The 20,747-nt window shown below is 71.4% G+C and carries 14 protein-coding genes and 1 pseudogene; 1 reads left to right on the top strand and 14 read right to left on the bottom strand.

Features of this window, described 5'->3' with window-relative positions; all coding sequences use genetic code 11:
- Positions 1-137 precede the first annotated feature (137 nt).
- The 5 genes and pseudogenes from KUM38_RS12845 to KUM38_RS12825 all read right to left on the bottom strand — a co-directional run.
- Positions 138-1,025 (bottom strand): annotated as a pseudogene (locus KUM38_RS12845) (helix-turn-helix domain-containing protein); the annotation flags it as partial.
- 226 nt (positions 1,026-1,251) lie between these two features.
- Complete coding sequence (locus KUM38_RS12840; RefSeq protein ID WP_308408964.1) at positions 1,252-1,722, bottom strand: ATP-binding protein; 471 nt, start codon at positions 1,720-1,722, stop codon at positions 1,252-1,254.
- A gap of 97 nt (positions 1,723-1,819) precedes the next feature.
- A complete protein-coding gene (locus KUM38_RS12835) occupies positions 1,820-3,229 on the bottom strand; it encodes an amidase (protein WP_217129467.1) in 1,410 nt (469 codons plus the stop codon).
- Positions 3,230-3,519: 290 nt separating this feature from the next.
- Positions 3,520-6,993 (bottom strand): protein kinase, encoded by a 3,474-nt coding sequence (locus KUM38_RS43260; protein ID WP_217129466.1) that lies wholly within the window; start codon positions 6,991-6,993, stop codon positions 3,520-3,522.
- Positions 6,994-7,216: 223 nt separating this feature from the next.
- Positions 7,217-7,411 carry a hypothetical protein gene (locus KUM38_RS12825; protein ID WP_030145837.1) on the bottom strand — a complete coding sequence of 65 codons (195 nt, stop codon included), beginning with the start codon at positions 7,409-7,411 and terminating at the stop codon, positions 7,217-7,219.
- 184 nt (positions 7,412-7,595) lie between these two features.
- Here KUM38_RS12825 and KUM38_RS12820 point away from each other — a divergent pair, with 184 nt between their 5' ends.
- Entirely contained in the window at positions 7,596-9,734 is a 2,139-nt protein-coding gene (locus KUM38_RS12820) for a S9 family peptidase (RefSeq protein WP_217129465.1), read from the top strand.
- A 100-nt stretch (positions 9,735-9,834) separates the two neighbouring features.
- On the opposite strand, the gene KUM38_RS12815 is transcribed toward KUM38_RS12820, so the two are convergent.
- From KUM38_RS12815 to KUM38_RS12775, 9 genes are all read right to left on the bottom strand, one after another.
- Entirely contained in the window at positions 9,835-10,890 is a 1,056-nt protein-coding gene (locus KUM38_RS12815; protein ID WP_217129464.1) for an ABC transporter ATP-binding protein, read from the bottom strand.
- Positions 10,883-11,857 carry an ABC transporter ATP-binding protein gene (locus KUM38_RS12810; RefSeq protein ID WP_217129463.1) on the bottom strand — a complete coding sequence of 325 codons (975 nt, stop codon included), beginning with the start codon at positions 11,855-11,857 and terminating at the stop codon, positions 10,883-10,885. The genes KUM38_RS12815 and KUM38_RS12810 overlap by 8 nt, the downstream gene beginning before the upstream one ends.
- Before the next feature lie 6 nt (positions 11,858-11,863).
- Complete coding sequence (locus KUM38_RS12805) at positions 11,864-12,844, bottom strand: ABC transporter permease (protein ID WP_217129462.1); 981 nt, start codon at positions 12,842-12,844, stop codon at positions 11,864-11,866.
- Positions 12,837-13,760, bottom strand: a complete 924-nt coding sequence (locus tag KUM38_RS12800) for an ABC transporter permease (RefSeq protein ID WP_217129461.1) — start codon at positions 13,758-13,760, stop codon at positions 12,837-12,839. Before KUM38_RS12800 ends, KUM38_RS12805 begins: the two co-directional genes overlap by 8 nt.
- A gap of 6 nt (positions 13,761-13,766) precedes the next feature.
- Positions 13,767-15,395 (bottom strand): ABC transporter substrate-binding protein, encoded by a 1,629-nt coding sequence (locus tag KUM38_RS12795; RefSeq protein ID WP_217129460.1) that lies wholly within the window; start codon positions 15,393-15,395, stop codon positions 13,767-13,769.
- A gap of 213 nt (positions 15,396-15,608) precedes the next feature.
- Positions 15,609-16,739, bottom strand: coding sequence for an ABC transporter ATP-binding protein (locus KUM38_RS12790; protein ID WP_217129459.1), 1,131 nt, complete (start codon positions 16,737-16,739; stop codon positions 15,609-15,611).
- Positions 16,740-16,766: 27 nt separating this feature from the next.
- Positions 16,767-17,828 carry an ABC transporter ATP-binding protein gene (locus KUM38_RS12785; RefSeq protein ID WP_217129458.1) on the bottom strand — a complete coding sequence of 354 codons (1,062 nt, stop codon included), beginning with the start codon at positions 17,826-17,828 and terminating at the stop codon, positions 16,767-16,769.
- Positions 17,829-17,839: 11 nt separating this feature from the next.
- A complete protein-coding gene (locus KUM38_RS12780) occupies positions 17,840-18,817 on the bottom strand; it encodes an ABC transporter permease (protein ID WP_217129457.1) in 978 nt (325 codons plus the stop codon).
- Between the two features lie 114 nt (positions 18,818-18,931).
- Entirely contained in the window at positions 18,932-20,731 is a 1,800-nt protein-coding gene (locus KUM38_RS12775) for an ABC transporter substrate-binding protein (RefSeq protein WP_217129456.1), read from the bottom strand.
- Positions 20,732-20,747: the final 16 nt, after the last annotated feature.

Here is a 20,747-nt window from a genome sequence, read left to right as displayed (position 1 = left end):
TGGACGAAGTTCTTGCGCACCGCGTAGCGGGGGCCGCCCGGGGTCGAGTGCATGTCGGTGAAGACGGCGCCGGTGCCGGTGCGGAGATCGAAGCTGCCCGGCACCTCTATGTCCGTCCACGCGATACGTTCATGCCAGGCGACCCCCTGGAGGTCGGTTCGGCAGGCGCGGCAGCGGCCGGGGTGGGGTGCGCGGAAGGCGTGGTCGCAGCCGTCCCAGTTCTGCAGGGGGTGCCGGACGGGCGGCGGGGCGGCGGCCGGTGCGCGGAACGGGGGCGGGGGCGGGAGCCGGTCGGCGAGGCGGCGGGCCAGGAGGGCGGCGGGCCGGCGTACGCCCTCGGGCGGCAGGTCGGCGGTCAGGGCCCGGCGTACGGCGGCGGGGGCAACGTCCCGCTCCAGCCAGGCGGCGACACCGGGGGCCAGGTGGGCCGTGTCGCCGGTGGAGAGGAGCAGCCGGGAGTCGTGGCGGTGGAGGTCCGCGAGGAGGTCGGTGGCGGCCCGGAGGAGCTCGGGAGCGGCGTACGCGGGGCTCGGCACCGCGGGGAGGGGCTTGCGGGGTGCTCGTTGTTCACGCTTCGGCCGTGGTGCGCGCTCTTCGCAGGCAGCAGCCCGGGTGGGCGCTTCGGTGGGGTGGCGGGCCGCCGCCGGCTGGTTGCACGAGGTCGTGCGGGTGACGATGCGGCCGGTGGAGGTGCGGACGCGTTCGCGGCGCAGGTAGCCGTGGGCCTCCAGTTCGCGCAGGGCGGCGGCGATCCGGGCGGCTCCCTCGGGGAACCGGGCGGCGAGGGTCTTGATGTCGGCGGGGGCGCCCTTCGGCAGCGACTGGAGGTGCGTGCCGAGCCCGATGGCGAGGAGCGAGAGCTCCGGGTGCTGGGCGAGGTGGTTGCCGATCACCGTGAAACGGGTGGTGTGGCGGGTGTTGTCGTGCTGGAGCCCGCCGGTGGTGCGGTGGGCCCGGTTCGGGTGCTTGTTGCCCGCATCGTGGGCCTGGGCGTGCGGGGGCACGCTAGGGTTTTGCGTATCCATCGGGAAGGTTCCAGCTTCCTTGGTGGTCAGGCCCTCGCAGTGGGATGCCAGTCCCGGCGGGGGCCGTCTCATGTGTGCGGTCGTGGTGGTGCGTTGCGCTGAGCGTCGGGCCTGGGCGGCCCGGAAATCCAGCCGAACCGGGGATGTTCACCCGCCCGAGTGAGTGCGACCACGGGCGGGAGGGGTGGGGTTTGGTGGGGTGCTTTCCCCCGGGATTCTTTGTCTTTCAATCGCCGACGGCACCGGAGCGCGAAGGTGCGGGTTCCGGTGGCGAAAAGCCCTGTTCGGCCCAGACGGTCTTGCGCGGGAACCGCCCCTCGGTCGCTCCCCAGCGGTCCGCCGGCGCGTCGACGAGCAGCAGGCCCCGGCCCGACTCGGCTGCCACGTCCGGTACGTGCGGCGCGGGCATCCGGTCACCGCGCGTGTCGGTCACCTCGATGCGGAGCGTGGCGCCGACCACGTAGAGCGTCAGCCGGAAGCTGCGGCCGGGGAGGCGGCCGTGGGTGGCCGCGTTGGCCGCGTTGGCCGCCAGTTCCGCGACGACGTGGCTCGCCCGCTCGTGCGGAAGTCCCCAGCTCCGGCGCGTGTCCACCGCGAGCAGGCGGGCGAGGCGGGCGCCGCGCGGGGTGGACGACAGCGCTCGCCTTCGCCCCCGCCGCGCGGGCCGGCTTCCTGCCGTATGCGGTCGAGGGCTGATCCGTCGCCCCCTCCCGCCCACCACACCCCTCGAAAAACCGTGAACACTGAACCGGTTTAGTGCTCACGGTTTTCGACACCCCCTCCCCGCATCCCCGTCAGACATCCCGAAGGCGCCGGAACGGCTGGTCCGCCTCCAGGGCGAACGCCAGCTCCAGAAGCGTGCGTTCCGCTCCCGGGCGGCCGGAGACCATGACGCCGATCGGGAGACCGTCCGGCGTCGCACTCGCGGCCGGTACGGAGATCGCCGGGGTCCCGACGACGTTGTTGACCGGGGTGAACGCCACGTAGGCGAGGAGCCGTTCGATCAGTGTGGCGTACGGGACGGTCGGGCTGAGGTGGCCGAGCGGTGGGGTGGTGTGGGCGAGGACCGGGGAGAGGATGACGTCGAGGCCCCGGAAGCCTGCCGCGTACGCCTCCCGCGTGCGCTTCAGCCTGCGCAGCACACCCGGCGTGTTCCTCCACTTCCCCACGTACGTCTCGCGCAGGCCCCGGCTCAACCCGTCCATGCGACGGCGGTCGAAGTCCGCGCCCAACGTCCTGCCGGTGACGCCGATCAGGAACGACAGCAGGCCCCAGTAGGTGAGGAAGTCGTCCGTGAAGTGCGGGTCGATGGACAGTTCCACCGGTTCCACGGTGTGACCGAGCCGCTCCAAGCGCCGGGCCGTCTCCGTCACCGCCGCGCGGGTGTCCGCGTCGGAGCGGACGCCGTTCGGGGAGTCCAGCAGGAGTCCGATGCGCAGGCGTCGGTCCGAGGGGCCCTCGACGAGGCCGACGGGTGGGAGCTTCGGGTTCCGCCAGTGCCGTTCCGCTGCCGCGAGGAACGCCGCGCTGTCGCGTACCGAGCGGCTGACCACGCCGTCGGTGACGAGGTCGATGGGCAGTTGGCGGCCCTGCGCGTTCGCCACCATCCGGCCGCGGGTGGGCTTCAGGCCGACGAGGCCGCAGCAGGCGGCGGGGATGCGGATCGAGCCGCCGCCGTCGTTGGCGTGCGCGATCGGCACCGCTCCGGCGGCGACGAGCGCCGCGCTGCCGCCGGACGAGCCGCCCGCCGAGTGGTCCGTGTGCCACGGGTTGCGGACGGGCTCGGCTTCCTCGTACTCCGTGGTGGGGCTGAACCCGAACTCGGGCAGCCGGGTCTTGCCGAGCACCGTGACGCCCGTGCTCAGGAACTGGCGGGTGAACGGGGCGTGCCGCCGGGCGGCGCGGGGCGCGAACGCGACGCTGCCGTGGCCCGTCGGCAGCCCCTGGTAGTCGGTGTTGTCCTTGACGAAGGTCGGCACCCCGGCCAGGAGGCCACCGGAGCCGTGCGCCGGGACGTCGAGGTGCACCTGGACCGCGTTGAGCCGGGGCTCGACGGCCCTGACCCGGGCCGCCGCGTCGCGGGCGGCCTCGGCGGCACTCACCTCGCCCCGGCGGATCGCCCGGGCGAGGCCGACCGCGTCGTGGTCGCCCAGGGCGTCGTCCTGGAAGGCGTGCACCCTGGTCCGTTCCTCGGAAGTGGTCACCGTCGACTCCGCCCCTGCATGCGTGGATGAGTGCCCGCCATCATTCCTTACCGGCGAGTAACAGGCGAGGGGGCGGTGGGCACGAGTCAGTGGGCACGAGTCGGCGCGCCCGGCCCATACAGCCGGGGCCGGTCCACCGTCTCCCGTCTGCCACCTCCCGTCACCCGCCTCCCGTCACCCGTCACCCGCCTGCCGCCTCCCGCCTGCCGACATCGCCTGCCGCCTGCCGCCTGCCGACACCGTCACCCGCCACCCGCCACCCGCCACCCGCCACCCGCCACCCGCCAGGCTCACCCGCTCCGGCCGTCGTCGGCGGCCAGTTCCCAGTCGATCTCCCACACCCGCACGGTCCCGGCCGAGTCTCCGCAGACGACGTGACGGCCGTCGGGGGTCGGTACGGCCACCAGCGGGCCGTCCCCCTTCGCGTCGGGCAGGGGGGAGCACCGCCCCGTGCGGACGTTCCACACCTCGATCTCTCCCCGGCTGTCGCACACCGCGAAGCGGCCGTCCGCCGTGAGGCGGGCGCCGGATGAGGAGTAGCCGTCGAAGGTCCTCAGGCAGTCTCCGGTCGTCGTGTCCCAGAGGCGCCGGGCGCGTTCCCGGTGGTCGCCGCCCGAGAGGGCGTGGCGGCCGTCCGAGCTGAGCCACACCGACGTCACGGCGCGGGTGTGGCCCGTCATGACGCGCAGGCACCGGCCGCTGTCGAGGTCCCACAGGCGGACGGCCCTGTCGTCACCCCCGGTGACGGCGAGCCGGCCGTCCCCGGCGGTCCACACCGCGTTGACGGAGAGTTCCAGGCCGTCGAACGCGCGCAGCGGCCGGTCGTCCTCGACGTCCCACAGCCGCAGCTTCCGGCCCGTACCGCCGATGAGCGCGCGGCGGCCGTCGGGGAGCAGCCGGGCCGACGAGCCGTAGGCCTCCCGGTCCAGCACCCGCAGGCACGTCCCGGAGGCCACGTCCCACAGGCGGGCGGTCCGGTCCCGGCCGAGCGACAGCAGGCGGCTCCCGTCGGGGCTGAGGCTGATCTCCTCCACCAGGTGCGCATGGCCCGCCAGCACGCCGACGCACCGCGCGCCGGCGAGGTCCCACAGCCTGATGGTGCGGTCCCCGCTCGCGGACGCGGCGAGCCGGCCGTCCGCGGAGAGGTCGATCCGTGTGATGTACCCGGTGTGGCCGGCGAGTTCGTGGGCCGGCCAGCCCGTGCGCAGGCCCACGCGCGTGGTGCGGTCCTCCAGCCGCCGCCAGTGGGCGAGGAGACGCGGGGCGCGTTCGTGGCCGGGGACGGAACGGGCGAGGGTGAGCCGGTCGAGTGCGCGTGCCGTGTCGCCGTCGGCCAGGGCCCGTTCCGCCTCGGCGACGAGGGCGTCGACCCGCTCGCCGAGGCCGGACAGTTCGACCGGGGGACGGGGACGGCTGAGGTGCGGAGGTGCCGTGTACCCGCCGGGCAGCGCCCACCGCCGCAGCGTGTTGTCCTGCGCGGCGGACAGACCGTGCCGGGCGTCGGGGGAGAACCGCACGGCGGTCACCGGACCGCGGTGCCCCTTGAACGTGCGCAGGCACCGGCCCGTGTCCAGGTCCCACAGACGCACCGCGTGGTCGTCCCAGCCGGACAGCGCGAAGCGGCCGTCCGCGCTCATCGCCAGCGACCGGACGGAGCGCCGGGGCCCGTGGAGCGTGCGCAGCAGCCGGCCCGAGTCCACGTCCCACAGGTGGATCGTGCCGGTGCCGTGCCCGCTCAGCGCGCGGCGGCCGTCCGCGGCGAAGCACACCGTCCACACGAACGAGGAGTCGCCGCCGTGCAGGAGGCGTACGGAGGCGTCGGTCAGGGAGACGAGCTGGAGTGTGCCGCCGGTGCCGCCGGCCAGCGCCCAGCGGCCGTCCGGGGCGACCTCGAGCGCGTGCACCGGTTCGTCGGCCCGGCCCGACCGGTTGACGGACCGCAGCGTGCCGCCGCCGAGGGTGACCCCGATGACCGTCCCCTGGTTCGTCCCGAACAGGACCGCCCGCCCGGCCGGGGTCAGCCGCACCGGCGCCACCGTGAACCCGCCCTCCGCGGGCGGGGGGAAATCGGCCGCGTACAGGCACCGTCCGTCGGTCAGGTCCCAGAACCGGACGTCGCGGTCCACGCCGACGGACACGGCGGTCCGCCCGTCGCGGCTCACGTCCACCGCCCTCACCGGCTTCCCGTGGGCCCGGACGACGCGCAGGCACGCGCCGTCCGGTGCGGACCACAGCCGCACGGTGCCGTCCCAGCTCCCGGTCAGCACGGTTCCCGCCCGTGGACCGAACCGGATCCGGATCTCCTTCGCGACGTGGTCCCGGTCGGTCATCCGCTCGCGCGGGTACGACTGCCAGGGCACCGGTGTCACCTCGACGCAGCGCGCGTCCACCACGTGTCCCGACTCGATCGCCCGGAGCGCGTCGGCCGCGTCCGGGTCGTCGGGCCGCTGCTCCAGCAGCGCGCGGGCGGCGGGCAGATCGCCGCGTTCCAGGTGGACCTGGGTCAGCAGGCGGCCGACGACGACGGCGGCGGGCACGGCGCTCGCGGCGTTCGCGGCGACGGAGGCAGCGGCGGTCCAGGCGGCCTCCAGGGTGGCGACCAGGTGCTCGTCGGTGATCTCGCCCCGTCGCCAGCGCAGCAGACCGGCGTTGTAGTGGGCGGCCGGATGGTGCGGGTCGGCGGCCGTCGCCCGCCCGAACGCCTCCTCCGCCTCGGCCGGGCGTCCGAGGTCGAGCAACGACAGGGCGCGGTTGCTCAGTTCGTCGGCGCGCAGCTCGGCCGGGACCGGCACGGGGCGGGGGTACGGACGGCCGGTCAGCCGCTCGTACGACGCCACCAGCCCGGCGGCGACCTCGGCCGCCGAACCGGGCCGGTCGGCCGGGTCCACCGCCAGGCACCGGGCGAGCAACGCCGCGACGTCCTCCGGTGGTCGGAGTACGCATCCGCCCGACACCCGCAGGTCGGCCAGGGTCTCCCCGGCGACCGGGCCCGCGAACCACGTGACGTCACCGACGAACATCTCCAGGACGGACACGGCGAAGCTGTAGAGGTCGCTGCCCGGCCCGACCCGATGCCCCAGGAACTGCTCGGGGGACGCGTAGGCCGGTGTCATGCCGAGACGGGTGACGAGCACGCTCGCGGGGGGCACCCCGCCGGTCCCGGCCTCCCCCGTCGGCCGTTCCCCCTCGCTCTCCTCCGCCACCCGCGCCACGGGCACGCCAGGGTCGGCGCCCCGACCGGTGGTCCGCCGCCCGCCGCGCCACGACCGCGCCAGCCCGAAGTCCGTCACCTTCGCGACACCGTCCCCGACGAGGATGTTCGCCGGTTTGACGTCCTGGTGCACCAGGCCCCTGCGGTGCGCGTGCTCCAGGCCCCGCGCGCACTGCACGGCCAGATCGAGGACACGGGCCAGCGCCTCGCGCGGCGCCCCCTCGTACAGGCTCCGGTCGGCGATCCGGTCCCGCAGGCTGCCGCCGGACACGTACTCGGCGAACACCCTCGGCACCCCGTCCAGCGTGCGGACGTAGTAGCAGGCGCAGACGTTCGGATGCAGGCCCAGCGACACCCACTCCTCGGCCTCGGCGACGAACCGCGCCCGCTTGTCCGCGTCCCGGTACACGTCCGGCCGCGGGCTCTTCACGGCGAGGTCGATGTCCCACCCCAGGTGACGCACCCGGTGGACGAGCCCCATGGCCCCCTGCCCGTGCACCCGGGTGACCTCGTACCGCCCGTCCACGACGTCCCCGACGCGCCACTCCCCCACTGCCTCCCCCTCCCCGCGGCCCGCCCCTCCGGGCCGGCGGTGTCACGGCGTCCGGCCGCGACGGAGGGCAGGACGGAGCGGACACGCGCCCCCCTCGGGCGGCGCCGGTCCGAAGCTTACGGAGCCCGATGCGGGGAAGCCGGAGGGGAGGACGGACGGGACGTGGACTCCGGCTGGGTCCCGGGACGTGCCTCGGGGCCCGGCCGGAAGACGAAGCAGCCGCTCAGAAGTTGATGCTGCCGATCATCCCCGCGATGTTCGTCGTCAGCTCGCTGATGGTCGGGGCGATCGTCGACGAGGCGAGGTAGAAGCCGAGCAGCATGCACACCACGGCGTGCCCTGCCTTCAGGCCCGACTTCTTGACCAGCAGGAAGACGATGATCGCCAGCAGCACCACCGCCGAAATCGAGAGTGCCACGGCGGTTCACCTCCAAAGGTCCCAGGGCGCGGGGTAGGGGGACGTAGGAACATGGGGGCAGGTAAAGCGACACAGCAGCCAGCAGGTTCATACCCACTATGCGCTAACGATCATAACTATCCGTACGTGCGCATCGGTCGGCGCACGGCCGCACAAGGGGGCGCATGGCCAATATGGTCAGGGCATGACGACCGAGGCTGACTCCTTCCCCCGACGGCACGCCCGTACCCTGCGCTTCACGCTCGGCGCGCCGCGTTCGTTCAGCGTGGCTCCCGACGGCTCGCGCGTCGTGTTCCTGCGCTCCGGTTCCGGTACGGACCGGGCCAATTCGCTGTGGGTCCTCGACACGGAAGGGGGCGGGGAGCGCGTGGCGGCCGACCCGCGCGCCCTCCTGGGCGGGGCCTCCGAGAACCTCTCCGCCGAGGAGCGCGCACGGCGCGAGCGGAGCCGCGAGGGCGGTGCCGGCATCGTCGGCTACGCCACCGACGCGGCCGTCGAGTTGGCGTCTTTCGCCTTGTCAGGACGGCTTTTCACGGCCGAACTGCGGGCCGGGACGGCACGTGAACTGCCCGTGCCGGGGCCGGTGATCGACCCGCGTCCGTCACCGGACGGACGGTACGTCGCCTACGTCTCCCGGGGCGCGCTGCGCGTCGTGGGGGCCGAGGGGGCGGACGAACGGGCGCTGGTGGCCCCGGAGTCGGAGGGCGTCACCTACGGCCTGGCCGAGTTCGTCGCGGCCGAGGAGATGGGCCGCTCGCGGGGCTTCTGGTGGGCGCCGGAGTCGGACCGGCTGCTGGTGGCGCGCGCGGACGACACGCCGGTACGGCGCTGGTGGATCTCCGACCCGGCGCATCCGGAGCGGGAGCCGCAGCGGGTGGCGTACCCGGCGGCGGGCACCCCGAACGCGGACGTCCGGCTGTTCGTGATCGGCCTCGACGGAGCCCGCACCGAGGTCTCCTGGGACCGTGCGCGCTACCCGTACCTGGCACATGTGCACTGGTCAGCGGCGGGTGCCCCGCTGCTGCTCGTCCAGGCGCGCGACCAGCGCGCCGCGCTGATCCTGGCCGTGGACCCGGACTCCGGGGCGACCCGGATGGTGCACGCCGACGAAGATCCAATTTGGCTGGAACTTTTCCCCGGGGTTCCGTGCTGGAGCCCTTCCGGGCAGCTGGTGCGGATCGCGGACGAGGGGGGCGCGCGACGACTCGCCGTCGGTGAACGACCGCTCACCGGAGCCCAGTTGCACATCCGTGCCGTACTGGACGTCTCCGACGACGACGTGCTGGTCTCGGCGTCGGCCGGCGAGGAGGCGGCCGACCCCGAGATCGGCGAGGTGCACGTCTACCGGGTGAACGAACTCGGCGTGGAGCGCCTCTCGCGGGAGCCCGGTGTGCACTCGGCGGTGCGCGCCGGGGGCGTGACCGTACTCGTCTCCGCGACCCCGGACCGGCCAGGTTCGCGGGTCCAGGTGCTGCGTGACGGGAAACCGACGGCGACTGTCCCCTCGTACGCCGAAGACCCCGGTATGTCCCCCCGCGTGACGCTGACACAGGGGGGCGCACGCCGAATTCCGTGCGCCGTGCTTATGCCCCGGGACTACGCCGGTGACACCCCCCTGCCGGTGCTCATGGACCCCTATGGCGGCCCGCACGGGCAGCGGGTGCTCGCCGCCCACAACCCGCACCTGACCTCGCAGTGGTTCGCCCACCAGGGGTTCGCCGTGATCGTCGCGGACGGGCGCGGGACTCCGGGCCGCTCGCCCGCCTGGGAGAAGTCCGTCCGGGACGACATCGCCGCCGTCGTCGTCCAGGACCAGGTCGACGCCCTCCAGGCGCTCGCCGCCGACTTCCCGCTCGACCTGGACCGGGTCGCCGTCCGGGGCTGGTCCTTCGGCGGTTACCTGGCGGCCCTCGCGGCGCTGCGCCGCCCCGACGTCTTCCACGCGGCCGTGGTGGGCGCCCCGGTCACCGACCTGCGCCTGTACGACACCCACTACCAGGAGCGCTACACCGGCCACCCGGACGAGCAGCCGGAGGTCTACCGCCGCAACTCGGTGATCGACGACGCGGGCCTGGTCGACGCCGCCGGACCGCACCGCCCGATGATGATCATCCACGGGCTGGCGGACGACAACGTGGTGGTCGCCCACTCGCTGCGCCTCTCCTCCGCACTGCTGGCGGCCGGCCGGCCCCACGAAGTGCTGCCCCTGTCCGGCGTCACCCACATGACCCCGCAGGAGGAGGTCGCCGAGAACCTGCTCCGGCTCCAGCTCGGCTTCCTCAAGCGCTCCCTGGGGCTCACGAACGGGGACGAACCGCGTTAACACACAGGCAACTTCACGGAAGCGGTTCCGATATACGGACACGGCACGCTGATCAGCGTACGGCCGTGCGGGTGCCGTAAGCGGGCCGGGGTGCGCCATGTCACCCCGGCCCGTCGCCGTGCCCTTCCACGGCCGCGGGCACCACGGCCCTCTCCGCCGCGAAGTGACAGGCCGAGTCGTGTGCCGCCGGGCCTCCCGTCGCGCCGAACCCGGCCGGCACCGCGAGCGCCGGCACCTCCCGCGCGCAGCGCTCCCGCGCCTTCCAGCAGCGGGTGCGGAAGCGGCAGCCGGAGGGAACGTCCGTCGGGGACGGGACGTCCCCGCTGAGGATGATCCGCTCGCGGTGCTCCCGGGCCTCCGGGTCCGGTACGGGCACGGCGGAGAGCAGGGCCTGGGTGTACGGATGCGTGGGGTGCTCGTAGATCTCGGTGTCCGTGCCGGTCTCCACGATCCGCCCCAGGTACATCACCCCGACCCGGTCGGAGATGTGCCGGACGATCGACAGGTCGTGCGCGATGAACACGTACGCCAGGCCGAACTCGGACTGCAGCCGGCCCATCAGGTTGACGACCTGGGCCTGCACCGACACGTCCAGCGCGGAGACCGGTTCGTCGGCGACGATCACCTCGGGGCGCAGCGCCAGGCCCCGCGCGATGCCGATGCGCTGGCGCTGGCCGCCGGAGAACTGGTGCGGATAGCGGTTGATGTGTTCGGGGTTGAGACCGACCACGTCCAGCAGTTCCCGCACCCTCCGGCGCCGGTCGCCCTTGGGGGCCGCCTCGGGGTGGATGTCGTACGGCTCCCCGACGATGTCTCCCACCGTCATGCGGGGGTTGAGGGAGGTGTACGGGTCCTGGAACACCATCTGGATGTTGCGGCGTACGGCCTTGAGCGCCCGGCCCGACAGACGGGTGATGTCCTCGCCCTTGTAGCGGATCGAACCGGCCGTCGGGCGTTCGAGGTTGACCAGCATCCTCGCGACCGTGGACTTGCCGCAGCCGGACTCGCCGACGATGCCCAGCGTCTCGCCCCGGCCGAGGCGGAAGTCCACGCCGTCGACCGCGCGCACGGCGCCGACCTGCTTGCGGAACACGACGCCCCGCGTCAGCGGGTAGTGCTTGACCAGGCCGCTGACCTCCAGGACGCTCTCAGCCATCCAGGCACTCCCTCCAGAAGTGGCAGGCGCTCCCCCGCGTCGCCGAGACCTCGTACGGCGGTGGCTCGTCGGTGCGGCAGACGTCGCGGGCCAGCGGGCAGCGGGGGTGGAAGGCGCAGCCCGGCGGGATGTGCGTGAGACCGGGCGGCAGGCCCTCGATGGCGTAGAGCGCCCGGCCCTTGAGGTCCAGGCGCGGGACGGAGTCCAGCAGACCCCGGGTGTACGGGTGGGCGGGACTCTTGTAGAGGTCGTGCACCGGCGCCGACTCGACGATCCGGCCCGCGTACATCACGGCGATGCGGTCGGCGACGTCGGCTACCACGCCCAGGTCGTGGGTGATGAGGATCAGGCCCATGCGCAGCTCGCGCCGGAGCTCCGCGAGCAGCTCCATGATCTGGGCCTGGACGGTGACGTCGAGGGCGGTGGTCGGTTCGTCGGCGATGATCAGGGCGGGTTCCAGGGCCAGCGCCATCGCGATCATGATGCGCTGGCGCATGCCGCCGGAGAACTGGTGCGGGTACTGCCCGGCCCGCTCCCGGGCGGCGGGGATGCGCACCCGGTCCATCAGCTCGACGGCCCTGGCCCGCGCGTCCCTGCGCGACATGCCCCGGTGCACGGTGAACATCTCGGCGAGCTGGTCGCCGACGGAGAGCACGGGGTTCAGGGAGGACAGCGCGTCCTGGAAGATCATCGCCATCTCGGCGCCCCGGACCTTGCGCCGCTCCTCCTCCTTCAGCTTCAGCAGGTCCCGCCCCCGGAACACGACCTCGCCGCCGGTGATCCGGCCGGGCGGGGTGTCGAGGATGCCCATGACCGCCTGCGCGGTCACCGACTTCCCGGAGCCGGACTCGCCGAGCACGGCCAGCGTCTCGCCCGCGTCCACGCCGTAGCTGACGCCGTTGACGGCCTTCGCGACCCCGTCCCGGGTGTGGAACTCCACGCGCAGGTCCCGCACTTCGAGCAGCACGGCGGCTCACCTCAGCTTCGGGTCGAGGGCGTCGCGCACCGCGTCGCCGAGCATGATGAACGCCAGGACGGTGACCGCAAGGGCCCCGGAGGGCCACAGCAGCGCGTGCGGGGCGTTGCGGACGTACGGGGAGGCGGCGGAGATGTCGATGCCCCAGGAGACGCTGGGCGGCTTCAGGCCGACGCCGAGATAGGACAGGGTGGCCTCCAGCGCGATGTACGTGCCGAGCGCGATGGTCGCGACGACGATGACGGGCGCGACGGCGTTGGGCGCGATGTGCCGGAGCATCAGCCGCGCGTCGGAGGCGCCGAGGGCCCGCGCGGCCTGGACGTAGTCGTTCTGCTTGGCGGTGATGACGGAGCCGCGGGCGATGCGGGAGATCTGCGGCCAGCCGAGCAGCACGATGAAGCCGATGACGGGCCAGACGGTGTCGCTGGTGATGACGGAGAGCAGCACCAGTCCGCCGAGGACGACCGGGATGGCGAAGAAGACGTCGGTGATCCGGGACAGGACCGCGTCCCAGACGCCGCCGAAGAAGCCGGCCAGGGCGCCGAGGACGCCGCCGAGGACGGAGACGCCCAGGGTGGCGAGGACGCCGACCGCCACGGACGTACGGGCGCCGTAGACGGTGCGGGTGTAGACGTCGCAGCCCTGGCCGTCGAAGCCGAAGGGATGGCCGGCCCGGGAGCCCTCCTGGGCCCTGGACAGGTCGCACTCGAGGGGGCTGCCGGAGGCGATCGCCGACGGCCACAGGGAGATGAAGACCAGGAAGAGGACGACCAGGGCGGAGACGAGGAAGACGGGGTCGCGGCGCAGGTCGCGCCAGGCGTCGGACCACAGGGAGCGGGGCCGGTCCGGCGGCCGGGGACCGTCCGGGCCCTCCGGCCGCTTCTCCAGGATCCCGGCCTCCTCGACGCCCAGGCCGATGGTGCCGCCCGGGCCGGCTCCCGCGACGGCGGGCTCGGGTTCGTAGTGCTGCTCAGGCATAGCGGATCCTCGGGTCGAGGACGGCGTAGAGGAGGTCGACGACGAGGTTGGCGACCAGGAACACCAGCACGAGCACGGTGACGAAGCCGACGACGGTCTGGGTGTTCTGCCGCAGGACGCCCTGGTAGAGCTGGTAGCCGACGCCGTGGATGTTGAAGATCCGCTCGGTGACGATCGCGCCGCCCATGAGGAAGCCGACGTCGGCGCCGATGAAGGTGACCACGGGGATGAGGGAGTTGCGCAGCAGGTGCCGCACGACCACCCGGCGGTGGGGCAGGCCCTTGGCGACGGCGGTGCGGACGTAGTCGGAGCGCCGGTTCTCGGCGATGGAGGCACGGGTCAGCCGGGTGACGTACGCCAGCGAGACCGAGGCCAGCACCAGGCCGGGCAGGAGCAGCTCGCCGAAGGGCGCCTCGGAGGAGACCGAGGGCCGGATCCAGCCCCACTCCACGCCGAGCAGCAGCTGGAGCAGCAGGCCGGTGACGAAGGTGGGCACGGAGACGACCACGAGGGTGAGCAGCAGGACGCCGGTGTCGACGGGACGGCCCCGGCGCAGTCCGGTGACCACGCCGAGGGTGATGCCGACGACGATCTCGAGGAGGACCGCGATCAGGGTGAGGCGGATGGTGACGGGGAACGCCGTCGACATCAGCTCGGTGACCTCCTGGCCGTTGAAGGCCGTGCCGAAGTCGCCGGTGAAGACGTTCCCCATGTACGTCAGGTATTGCCGCCAGACCGGCTCGTCCAGGCCGAACTCCCGCCTCAGCCGGGCGGCGGTCGCCGGATCGCACTGGCGTTCGCCGCACAGGCCCGCGACGGGGTCGCCCATCACGTTGACCATGAGGAAGATCAGCAGCGTGGCCCCGATGAACACCGGGACCATCTGGAGCAGCCGCCGGACGGCATAGCGCCCCATGGCCGGTCAGCTCACCTTGATCTGGTCGTACACGGGGACGCTGAAGGGGTTGAGCCTGACGCCGGACAGCCGTTCGGACCAGCCGGCGCTGCCGTTCTGGTACCAGAGCGGGATGGCCGCCATGTGGTCGCGGAGGACCTCCTCGGCCTGCTGGAACAGGCCGACGGCCTTGGCGTCGTCGGTCTCCCGGTTGGCGCGGTCGACGAGGTCGTCGAACTCCTCGTTGGACCACTTGCCGTCGTTGGAGGAGGCACCCGTGTAGTAGAGCGGCTGGAGGAAGTTCTGGATGAGCGGGTAGTCCATCTGCCAGCCGGCGCGGAACGGGCCGCTCATCTCACGGCCGGTGATCCGGCCGCGGAAGTCCGCGAAGGTGCCGACGGGTTCGGCGGTGCAGGCGCGCTCGTCGTCCAGCGCGTTGTTGATGGAGTTGCAGACGGCGTTGACCCATTCGCGGTGGGAGCCGGTGTCCGCGTTGAAGGTGATCGTCACCTTGCCGCCGGGCAGTCCGCCGCCCTCCTCGATGAGCTTCCTGGCCTCGGCGGGCCTGTACGCGCAGGCCTTCCCGCACAGGCCCTTCCGGAAGCCGCCGTCCTCGCCGAGGACCGGGGAGGTCCAGTCGGTGGCGGGGGTGCGGGTCCGCTGGAAGATCGTGTCGGTGATCTGCTCGCGGTCGATCGCCATGGACAGGCCCTTGCGGACCTTCTCCGAGCCGGGCTTGTTCCAGGCGTCGTCGTAGTGGGGGAAGGCGAGGGTCTGGATGATGCCGGCGGGGGTGTTGAGGTAGCGGTCGCCGAGGTCGTTCCTGACGTTCTTCAGCTGGGCGGCGGGGACGTCGTCGACGAGGTCGAGGTTGCCGGCCATCAGGTCGGTGTAGGCGGTGTTGCTGTCGGTGTAGACCTTGAGGTCGACGCCGCCGTTCCGGGCCTTGTCGGGGCCGGGGTAGTCGTTCCACGTGCGCAGGGCCATCTGCGAGCCGCGGGTGTACGAGTCGACCAGGTACGGGCCGTTGCCGACGGGCTTCTTCACCCAGGCGTCGTGGTCGTCGAAGAAGGCGCGGGGCAGCGGGGCGAAGGCGTTGTAGCCGAGGGTGTCGGGGAAGGTGGAGAACTTCTGGGTGAGCCCGACGGTGAAGGTGCGGTCGTCGACGACCTTCAGGCCGGACAGGGTGTCGGCGCTCTGCTTGCCGCCGTCCTCGGGGTGGACCTCGTCGTAGCCTTCGATGTAGCCGAAGAAGTACGCGTTGCGCTGGTTGTTCCTCAGACTCGCGCCGTAGTTCCAGGCGTCGACGAAGGACCGGGCGGTGACCTTCTCGCCGTTGCTGAAGGTCCAGCCGTCCTTGACGGTGATGCGGAAGTTCCGCGAGTCGGAGGTCTCGATCCTCTCGGCGAGCATGTCCTTCGCCTCGCCGGTGACCGGGTCGTAGCGCTTCAGCCCCCGGAAGATCATGTCGAGGACCTTGCCGCCCTGGACCTCGTTGGTGTTGGCCGGCTCCAGCGGGTTCTGCGGGTCGCCCCAGGAGGCGCTCAGTACGGCACCGGCGTCGCTGCCGCCGCTGCCCTCGCTCCCGCAGGCGGTGGCGGCGAGGGCGACCGCCACCGCGCAGACGGCCCATCGGGCGTGCGTGGCTCCGCGCATGGGTGCCTCCTCGTACGTGGGCTGAGTACGTGCGCCGGTCCTTCACGCCAATATCGACGCAAAGGGTGCATCACGCACATGTACGGCACCTGTACGAGGGGGACTCCAGCCGTATGTACGTATGAGACGCCCGGAGAGGGCAGCCGAAAGGGCACGGGTGCGGGAGTCCTGCGCTCCCGCACCCGTGCCCCGGGTCCCTTCAGGGGGCCGGCGTCAGGCCTTGGCCACGCCGCCCTGCTCCAGGGCCTTCAGCCCCGGGTCCATCACCACGTCCTCGGCGCGGGCCTCGGTCGTGGGCTCCTCCGGGAAGTGGCAGGCCGTCAGGTGTCCCGGCTTGCTGCCGTCGATCCGGACCAGCGGCGGCTCCTGCGTCGCGCACTTGTCCTGCGCCTTCCAGCAGCGGGTACGGAACCGGCAGCCGGACGGCGGGGCGATCGGCGAGGGCACGTCGCCCTCGAGGCGGATGCGCTCCCGCTTCTCCGCGTCGATGTCGGCGTCCGGAACCGCGGACAGCAGCGCGTGCGTGTACGGGTGGCGGGGCCGGTTGTAGATCGAGTCGCGGTCCGCGATCTCCACGATCTTGCCGAGGTACATCACCGCGACGCGCTGCGAGAAGTGCCGCACGATCGCCAGGTCGTGGGCGATGAAGACGAAGGCGATCCCCATCTCCCGCTGCACCTCCTGCAGCAGGTTCACCACCTGGGCCTGGATCGACACGTCGAGGGCCGAGACCGGCTCGTCGGCGACGATCAGCTTCGGCTCCAGCGCGATGGCACGCGCGACACCGATGCGCTGGCGCTGGCCGCCGGAGAACTCGTGCGGGAAGCGGTTGTAGTGCTCCGGGTTGAGACCGACGATCTCCAGGAGTTCCCGGACGCGCTTCTCACGGCCGCCCGGCGGGTTGATCCCGTTGATCTCCATCGGGCCCGCGATGATCGTGCCCACGGTCTGCCGGGGGTTCAGCGAGGCGTACGGGTCCTGGAAGATCATCTGGATCTCGGACCTGATCGGCGCCAGCTCCTTGCGGCCGGCCCGGCTGATGTCCTTCCCCTTGTACTCGATGCTGCCCGTGGTCGGCTCGTACAGCCGGGTCAGCAGCCGGCCGGTCGTCGACTTGCCGCAGCCGGACTCGCCGACGAGGCCGAGGCTCTCCCCCGGGAAGACCTCGAAGTCGACGCCGTCGACCGCCTTGACCGCGCCGACGGTGCGCCGGATCGGGAAGCCGCCCTTGATCGGGAAGTGCTTCGTCAGACCACTGACCTTCAACAGCGGTGCGCTGTCACCGTCCCGCTGCTGCGGGACCGTGTCGGCGACCGCCGTGGTCGTCTTGCTGTTGTCGCTCATGGTGATGCCCCAGTCGCCGGTTTCCGCTCAGCCCAGCCGGGGCTGAATCGTCTCGATGAACACCTGCTGCCGCTGCTCCGCCGTCAGGTGGCAGGCGGCGGCACGCCCCTGGGCGAGCGCCGGGCGCTCGCCCGAACAACGGTCCCCGGAGACCTTGTCGGTGAAGCCGCACCGCGGGTGGAACGGGCAGCCCGAGGGCGGGTTGAGCAGGGAGGGCGGCGATCCGGGGATCGGCATCAGCGGCTCGTCGACGGAGGCGGAGAGCCTCGGCATCGATCCCAGCAGGCCCCACGTGTACGGGTGCTGAGGCGACTTGAGCACCTCGCGCACCGAGCCGCGCTCCACGGCACGGCCGGCGTACATCACCAGGATGTCGTCGGCCATGTTGGCGACCACACCGAGGTCGTGGGTGATCATGATGATCGCGGAGCCGAACTCCTGCTGCAGGTCCTTGAGCAGGTCGAGGATCTGCGCCTGCACCGTCACGTCGAGCGCCGTGGTCGGCTCGTCGGCGATGAGCAGGTCCGGGTCGCAGGAGAGCGCCATGGCGATCATGGCGCGCTGCCGCATACCGCCGGAGAACTGGTGCGGGTAGTCGTCGACCCGCTTCTGCGGGTGCGGGATGCCGACCTTCTGGAGCAGGTCGATGGCGCGCACCCGGGCGTCCCTCTTGGAGGCGCCGGTGTGCTTCATGAACGGCTCACCGATCTGGCGGCCGATCGTGTAGTACGGCGACAGCGCGGTCAGCGCGTCCTGGAAGATCATCGCCATCTTCTTGCCGCGCAGCGTCTCCAGCTGCTTCTCGGCGGCCGTGGTCAGCTCCTGGCCGTCCAGCGTGATCGACCCGTCGATGGCGGTCTTCTTGCGGTTGTGCAGGCCGAGCACGGCCAGGTTGGTCACCGACTTGCCGGAGCCGGACTCGCCCACGATGCCGAGGGTCTTGCCGCGCTCCAGGTCGAAGGAGAGCCCGTCCACCGCCTTGACGATGCCGTCGTCGGTGGAGAAGTGGACCTTGAGGTCGCGCACCGAGAGGAAGGCTTCCCCCGCGGCGGCGGCCGGAGCCTCTTCGGGCTTGGTCTGAGTGGTCACGGTGGGTTCTCCTAGGACAGACGCACGCGCGGGTCGATGACGGCGTACAGAGCGTCCACGATCAGGTTGAAGAAGATGATGAGCGCGGCACTGACCAGCATGACGCCCATCAGCATCGGCAGGTCCTTGTCGATGACGGAGGACAGCGCGAGCCGGCCGAGCCCGGCCAGACCGAACGTCAGCTCCGTCACCATGCCGCCCGACAGCAGCGAGGACAGGTCGATGCCGAGGATGGTGATGATGGGGATGAGGGAGCCGCGCCAGGCGTAGCGGAAGAAGACGAAGTTGCCCGACATGCCCTTGGCGCGGGCCGCCTTGACGTGCTCCTCCTGGAGCTGCTCGATCATCGACGACCGGCTCATACGAGTGTAGTTGGCGGTGAAGATGGTCGCCATGACGACCCAGGGGATCAGCAGGCCCATGAACCAGCCGCCGAGGTCCTCGGAGAAGGGCACGTACTTCGGCTTGTCGAGCCATCCGGTGCTGTAGACCAGGCCGAGCAGCACCAGCGGGCCGAGGAAGTAGATCTGCATGGAGCTGATGACCAGCGAGCCGGAGCTGAAGGTCTTGTCCACCCAGGTGCCGCGGTACTTGGCGGCGAGCATGCCGGCGCCGAGGCCGACGATGAGGAAGACCAGCAGGCTGCCGACGGTCAGCGAGAGCGTCAGCGGGAAGCGGTCGACGATGGTGTCCCAGACGTTCTGGTCGTTGGCGAAGGAGACGCCGAAGCAGGGGGCGTCGCAGTGGCCGACGGCGAAGTCACGGCCGGCGAAGATGCCGATCAGGAAGTTCCAGTACTGGACGGTGACCGGCTGGTCGAGGCCGAGGTTCTTGTGGATGATCTCCAGCGCGTCCGGGGTGCAGTTCTTGCCACAGGCCAGCATCGCCGGGTCCTGCGGGATCGCGAAGAACATGAAGAAGGTGAACGCGCTGATCAACAGCAGGATCAGCGCCGCGCCGAACGTCCGGCGAATGAGGAATGGAAGCATGGCAGGAAGCTGCTCTCAGGACGGCGGCAATTCGGAGGGGGAGGCTGGGAGACGTCCGGGACCCGGTGGGGGGCGCTCCGCCGCGCGCCCACCACCGGGATCCCGGGCCGGCGGTTACTTCTTGAGGAAGACCCGGGTGACGTCCACGTAGCTCGAGTCGGAGCTGTAGCGGATGCCGCCGACCTTCGAACCGAAGATCTGGAAGACCTTGGTGTAGTAGATCGGGGCGGCCGGGTTGACTTCCTTGGAGATGTACTCGCTCAGCTCGGCCCACGCCTTGGTGGCCTCGGCGGTGTCGGTGATCTGCAGGATGCGCTTGATCTCCGAGTTGACGTGGTCGTCGTTGATGTGCGAGTAGTTCGACGCGCCGTCCTGGATCTGCGTGCCGTCGTACGACGGCGGGATGACCGTGGAGGCGGACGGCCAGTCCTGGCCCCAGCCGGTCATGTACAGGTCGTAGCCGTTCTTGACCTTGCCGACCTGCTCGTACCAGGTGGCGCTGTCGATCTCCTTCTTCTGGATGTCGAGACCGATCTTCTCCAGGGCGTCGGTGATCAGCACGGCCTGCTGCTGACGGACCGGCGTGTTGGCGTAGGCGTAGACGAGGCTCTTGCCCTCGAAGCCGCCTTCCTTGATCAGCTTCTTGGCGGCCTCGATGTCGCCGTTGGGCTTCTTCGAGCGGTTGAACGGGTCGAAGGAGTCGTTGTAACCCGGGGTCGTCGGCGACGTCAGCGAGTTGGCGACCTCACCACCGTAGGCACCGCCGTCGGCCTTGAAGACCGAGGCGGAGGGCATGGCGAGGGTGATGGCGTCACGGAGCTTCTTGTCCTTGACGCGGTCCATGTTGAAGTTCATCTGCCACACGTAGGGCGCGTAGCCCTGGATCGTGCGCTTCATGGCCTCCTTGTTGCTCACCACCTTCTGCAGCTGGGTGGTGGCGACCTGGCCCGTGAACATCATCGCGTTCTTGGCCTCGCCCTGGTCGGCCAGGAGGGTCTTGGTCTGGTCCTCGTCGTCGTGGTTCATCGAGATGTCGAAACCGTCGACGTACTGGTGGCGCACGGAGTCGGACTTCGCGTCCCACTCGGCGTTCTTGACCAGCTTCATGGACTTGCCGGGCTTGAAGTCGGCGATCTTGTACGGCCCCGTGGCGACCGGGTCGGAGTCGTACTTCTCCTTGGTGTCCGTCTCCTCCGGGACGATGCTGTAACCGGGCATGGTCAGCATCTGCGGGAGGTCGGGCTGCGCGGTCTTGAAGTGGAAGACGACCGTCTTGTCGTCCGGCGTCTCCAGGACGTCGTCCGGCAGGTGCTTGCCCTTGAACGGGCCCTCGTACGCGTCGCGGTAGGTGGTGCCGGCGCCGGACAGCCACTGCTGCAGGTAGCTCGGACCGTCGGTGATGAACGAGGCGTACATGCGCTCGACCGTGTGGCGGATGTCCGCCGAGTTGATCGGGTTGCCGTTCTCGTCCTTCAGGTTGTCCTTCAGGGTGTACGTCCAGGTCTTGCCGCCGTCCGAGGCCTTGCCCGCGTCGGTGGCGAGGTCACCCACGACGGTCAGGTTGCCCTGGTCGTCCTCGGAGTACTGGGTGAGACCGCGGTAGATGAGGCGGCTGAGCAGCTTGCCGTCCGAGACGTAGATCTGCCCCGGGTCCAGGTGGGAGAAGTCGTCCTCCTGGTAGACGGCCATGGTGCCGCCCGGCTGGGCGCCCGGGACCTCGGGGGCCGGACCGGTCGACGCCTTCACGTCACCGATCTGCACCGGCTTCGACTGCGACTTGGCGTCCTCTTTCTGCTTGCTGTTGTCCTTGGCCGGACTGTCGCTGCCGCCGCCACCGCAGGCGGTGAGGGTGAGGGCGCCGGCGGCGACCGCGACGATCGCGGCCGTGGCGGCACGGTTACGGAAGATGCTCATGGGGACGGATCCACCT

Source organism: Streptomyces sp. AC558_RSS880, assembly GCF_019049255.1.
Lineage (GTDB): Bacteria > Actinomycetota > Actinomycetes > Streptomycetales > Streptomycetaceae > Streptomyces.
This window is presented reverse-complemented; position numbering and strand designations above follow the sequence as displayed.